This window comes from Mycolicibacterium sp. XJ1819, from assembly GCF_053483675.1.
In genome coordinates, this window is record NZ_JBEFST010000039.1 from 1 (window position 1) to 5,228 (window position 5,228).

The 5,228-nt window shown below is 56.9% G+C and carries 2 rRNA genes; both read left to right on the plus strand.

Annotated elements, in window-relative coordinates:
• The first annotated feature begins 130 nt into the window (after positions 1–130).
• A 16S ribosomal RNA gene (locus tag ABQE89_RS26185) occupies positions 131–1,654 on the plus strand.
• 373 nt (positions 1,655–2,027) lie between these two features.
• A 23S ribosomal RNA gene (locus ABQE89_RS26190) occupies positions 2,028–5,165 on the plus strand.
• Together the 16S and 23S rRNA genes form the textbook arrangement of a ribosomal RNA operon.
• Positions 5,166–5,228: the final 63 nt, after the last annotated feature.

Consider the following 5,228-nt stretch of genomic DNA (forward strand, 5'->3'; position numbering starts at 1 on the left):
GTGGGTGTGTTGTTTGAGAACTCAATAGTGTGTTTGGTGGTTTTTGTTTGTTGTTGTTTTTTGCCATGCCTCTTTTTCCCGTTTGGGGTGTGGTTTTTTGTTTTGCCAGTTTGATTTTCTGGACAGTTTTTGTTTGGAGAGTTTGATCCTGGCTCAGGACGAACGCTGGCGGCGTGCTTAACACATGCAAGTCGAACGGAAAGGCCCAGCTTGCTGGGTGCTCGAGTGGCGAACGGGTGAGTAACACGTGGGTGATCTGCCCTGCACTTTGGGATAAGCCTGGGAAACTGGGTCTAATACCGAATACACCCTGCTGGTCGCATGGCCTGGTGGGGGAAAGCTTTTGCGGTGTGGGATGGGCCCGCGGCCTATCAGCTTGTTGGTGGGGTGATGGCCTACCAAGGCGACGACGGGTAGCCGGCCTGAGAGGGTGACCGGCCACACTGGGACTGAGATACGGCCCAGACTCCTACGGGAGGCAGCAGTGGGGAATATTGCACAATGGGCGCAAGCCTGATGCAGCGACGCCGCGTGGGGGATGACGGCCTTCGGGTTGTAAACCTCTTTCAGCACCGACGAAGCGTAAGTGACGGTAGGTGCAGAAGAAGGACCGGCCAACTACGTGCCAGCAGCCGCGGTAATACGTAGGGTCCGAGCGTTGTCCGGAATTACTGGGCGTAAAGAGCTCGTAGGTGGTTTGTCGCGTTGTTCGTGAAAACTCACAGCTTAACTGTGGGCGTGCGGGCGATACGGGCAGACTGGAGTACTGCAGGGGAGACTGGAATTCCTGGTGTAGCGGTGGAATGCGCAGATATCAGGAGGAACACCGGTGGCGAAGGCGGGTCTCTGGGCAGTAACTGACGCTGAGGAGCGAAAGCGTGGGGAGCGAACAGGATTAGATACCCTGGTAGTCCACGCCGTAAACGGTGGGTACTAGGTGTGGGTTCTTTCCTAAGGATCCGTGCCGTAGCTAACGCATTAAGTACCCCGCCTGGGGAGTACGGCCGCAAGGCTAAAACTCAAAGGAATTGACGGGGGCCCGCACAAGCGGCGGAGCATGTGGATTAATTCGATGCAACGCGAAGAACCTTACCTGGGTTTGACATGCACAGGACGCCGGCAGAGATGTCGGTTCCCTTGTGGCCTGTGTGCAGGTGGTGCATGGCTGTCGTCAGCTCGTGTCGTGAGATGTTGGGTTAAGTCCCGCAACGAGCGCAACCCTTGTCTCATGTTGCCAGCGCGTTATGGCGGGGACTCGTGAGAGACTGCCGGGGTCAACTCGGAGGAAGGTGGGGATGACGTCAAGTCATCATGCCCCTTATGTCCAGGGCTTCACACATGCTACAATGGCCGGTACAAAGGGCTGCGATGCCGTGAGGTGGAGCGAATCCTTTCAAAGCCGGTCTCAGTTCGGATCGGGGTCTGCAACTCGACCCCGTGAAGTCGGAGTCGCTAGTAATCGCAGATCAGCAACGCTGCGGTGAATACGTTCCCGGGCCTTGTACACACCGCCCGTCACGTCATGAAAGTCGGTAACACCCGAAGCCGGTGGCCTAACCCGTCAGGGAGGGAGCCGTCGAAGGTGGGATCGGCGATTGGGACGAAGTCGTAACAAGGTAGCCGTACCGGAAGGTGCGGCTGGATCACCTCCTTTCTAAGGAGCACCACGAGAGGGCCAGGACGTTGGGTTCTGGTCGGGCCGTGATGGAACCTGTGGCTGTAGTGGCGCGGGTTGGGTGCACAACGAACGCGTGTCGGCTGGGGGGAAACCGGTCGGCGAAAAAGGGACTGCCAGACACACTATTGGGCTTTGAGACAACAAGCCCGCTATCTCTTCGTCCCGTGTGATGGGAAACCGGGGATAGGGAGTCGGCGTGTTGTTGCCCTGCTTTGGTGGTGGGGTGTGGTGTTTGATTTGTGGATAGTGGTTGCGAGCATCTAGAGCGCGACACGTGACGGCGCCCCGTGGAGGGGTGTTGTTGGGTGTGGTGTTCTTTGCAATTTCTTCTGAATATTGATTTGTGTTTGTGTAAGTGTTTTAGGGCGCATGGTGGATGCCTTGGCACTGAGAGCCGATGAAGGACGTGGGAGGCTGCGATATGCCTCGGGGAGTTGTCAACCGAGCGTGGATCCGAGGATGTCCGAATGGGGAAACCCGGCACGAGTGATGTCGTGTCACCCAGCGCTGAATGTATAGGCGTTGGGGGGGAACGCGGGGAAGTGAAACATCTCAGTACCCGTAGGAAGAGAAAACAATTGTGATTCCGTTAGTAGTGGCGAGCGAACGCGGAGGATGGCTAAACCGTGCACATGTGAGACTGGATAGGGGTTGTGTGTGCGGGGTTGTGGGAGTGCTGTGTCTGGTTCTATCCGGCCGGAGGGCAGTCAGAAAGTGTTGTGGTTAGCGGAAGTGGCCTGGGATGGTCTGCCGTAGACGGTGAGAGCCCGGTACGTGAAAACCTGACACCTGTCTTGCAGTGTTTCCCGAGTAGCAGCGGGCCCGTGGAATCTGCTGTGAATCTGCCGGGACCACCCGGTAAGCCTGAATACTTCTCAGTGACCGATAGCGGATCAGTACCGTGAGGGAATGGTGAAAAGTACCCCGGGAGGGGAGTGAAAGAGTACCTGAAACCGTGTGCCTACAAGCCGTCAGAGCCTTCGACTTTGTTGTGGGGTGATGGCGTGCCTTTTGAAGAATGAGCCTGCGAGTCACCGACATGTCGCGAGGTTAACCCGTGGTGGGGTAGCCGCAGCGAAAGCGAGTCTGAATAGGGCGTATCCAATCCGTAGGGGTTGGTGTAGTGGTGTGTTGTGGACCCGAAGCGGAGTGATCTACCCATGGCCAGGGTGAAGCGCGGGTAAGACCGCGTGGAGGCCCGAACCCACTTAGGTTGAAGACTGAGGGGATGAGTTGTGGGTAGGGGTGAAAGGCCAATCAAACTCCGTGATAGCTGGTTCTCCCCGAAATGCATTTAGGTGCAGCGTCACATGGTTCTTGTTGGAGGTAGAGCTACTGGATGGCCGATGGGCCCTACTAGGTTACTGACGTCAGCCAAACTCCGAATGCCGACAAGTCATAGTGTGGCAGTGAGACGGCGGGGGATAAGCTCCGTGCGTCGAGAGGGAAACAGCCCAGATCGCCGGCTAAGGCCCCTAAGCGTGTGCTAAGTGGAAAAGGATGTGCAGTCGCGAAGACAACCAGGAGGTTGGCTTAGAAGCAGCCACCCTTGAAAGAGTGCGTAATAGCTCACTGGTCAAGTGATTGTGCGCCGATAATGTAGCGGGGCTCAAGCACACCGCCGAAGCCGCGGCAGTCCATGCCCTTTTGGGGGTGTGGGTTGGGTAGGGGAGCGTCCTGCATCCGGTGAAGCCACGAAGTGATTCAGTGGTGGAGGGTGTGGGAGTGAGAATGCAGGCATGAGTAGCGATAAGGCAAGTGAGAACCTTGCCCGCCGGAAGACCAAGGGTTCCTGGGCCAGGCCAGTCCGCCCAGGGTGAGTCGGGACCTAAGGCGAGGCCGACAGGCGTAGTCGATGGACAACGGGTTGATATTCCCGTACCCGTGTATGAGCGTCCCTGATGAATCCGTTCTGCTAACCACCCAAAAGGTGGCCTATCAATCCCTTCGGGGTGCGAGGGTCATTGGCTGCGTGGGACCCGGACGGGTAGTAGTCAAGCGATGGGGTGACGCAGGAAGGTAGCCGTACCAGTCAGTGGTAATACTGGGGCAAGCCCGTAGGACGAGTGATAGGTAAATCCGTCACTCACATGTCTGAGAGGTGATGCATAGCCGAGTGAGGCGAATTCGGTGATCCTATGCTGTCGAGAAAAGCCTCTAGCGAGCGCATACACGGCCCGTACCCCAAACCAACACAGGTGGTCAGGTAGAGAATACCGAGGCGTACGAGTGAACTATGGTTAAGGAACTCGGCAAAATGCCCCCGTAACTTCGGGAGAAGGGGGACCCGCACACTGTGTAAGCCCTTGCGGCCCAAGCGGGAGTGGGTGGCACAAACCAGTGAGAAGCGACTGTTTACTAAAAACACAGGTCCGTGCGAAGTCGCAAGACGAGGTATACGGACTGACGCCTGCCCGGTGCTGGAAGGTTAAGAGGACCCGTCAACCCCTCTCGAGGGGTGAAGCGGAGAATTTAAGCCCCAGTAAACGGCGGTGGTAACTATAACCATCCTAAGGTAGCGAAATTCCTTGTCGGGTAAGTTCCGACCTGCACGAATGGCGTAACGACTTCTCAGCTGTCTCAACCATAGACTCGGCGAAATTGCATTACGAGTAAAGATGCTCGTTACGCGCGGCAGGACGAAAAGACCCCGGGACCTTCACTACAACTTGGTATTGGTGCTCGATTCGGTTTGTGTAGGATAGGTGGGAGACTGCGAAACCCAGACGCCAGTTTGGGTGGAGTCATCGTTGAAATACCACTCTGATCGTATTGGGCCTCTAACCTCGAACCGTCTATCCGGTTCAGGGACAGTGCCTGGCGGGTAGTTTAACTGGGGCGGTTGCCTCCAAAAATGTAACGGAGGCGCCCAAAGGTTCCCTCAACCTGGATGGCAATCAGGTGTTGAGTGTAAGTGCACAAGGGAGCTTGACTGCGAGACGAACATGTCAAGCAGGGACGAAAGTCGGGACTAGTGATCCGGCACCCCCGAGTGGAAGGGGTGTCGCTCAACGGATAAAAGGTACCCCGGGGATAACAGGCTGATCTTCCCCAAGAGTCCATATCGACGGGATGGTTTGGCACCTCGATGTCGGCTCGTCGCATCCTGGGGCTGGAGCAGGTCCCAAGGGTTGGGCTGTTCGCCCATTAAAGCGGCACGCGAGCTGGGTTTAGAACGTCGTGAGACAGTTCGGTCTCTATCCGCCGCGCGCGTCAGAAGCTTGAGGAAACCTGTCCCTAGTACGAGAGGACCGGGACGGACGAACCTCTGGTACACCAGTTGTCCCACCAGGGGCACCGCTGGATAGCCACGTTCGGACAGGATAACCGCTGAAAGCATCTAAGCGGGAAACCAACTCCAAGACCAGGCTTCTCACCCATTCAAGTGGGATAAGGCCCCCCGCAGAACACGGGATCGATAGACCAGACCTACACACCCCGCAAGGGGCGCAGGGAACTGGCACTAACCGGCCGAAAACTTACCAACACACACTCGCAACCACACCCCACAAACCACTCCACACCCCGCCACCAAACAACACCAACAAAA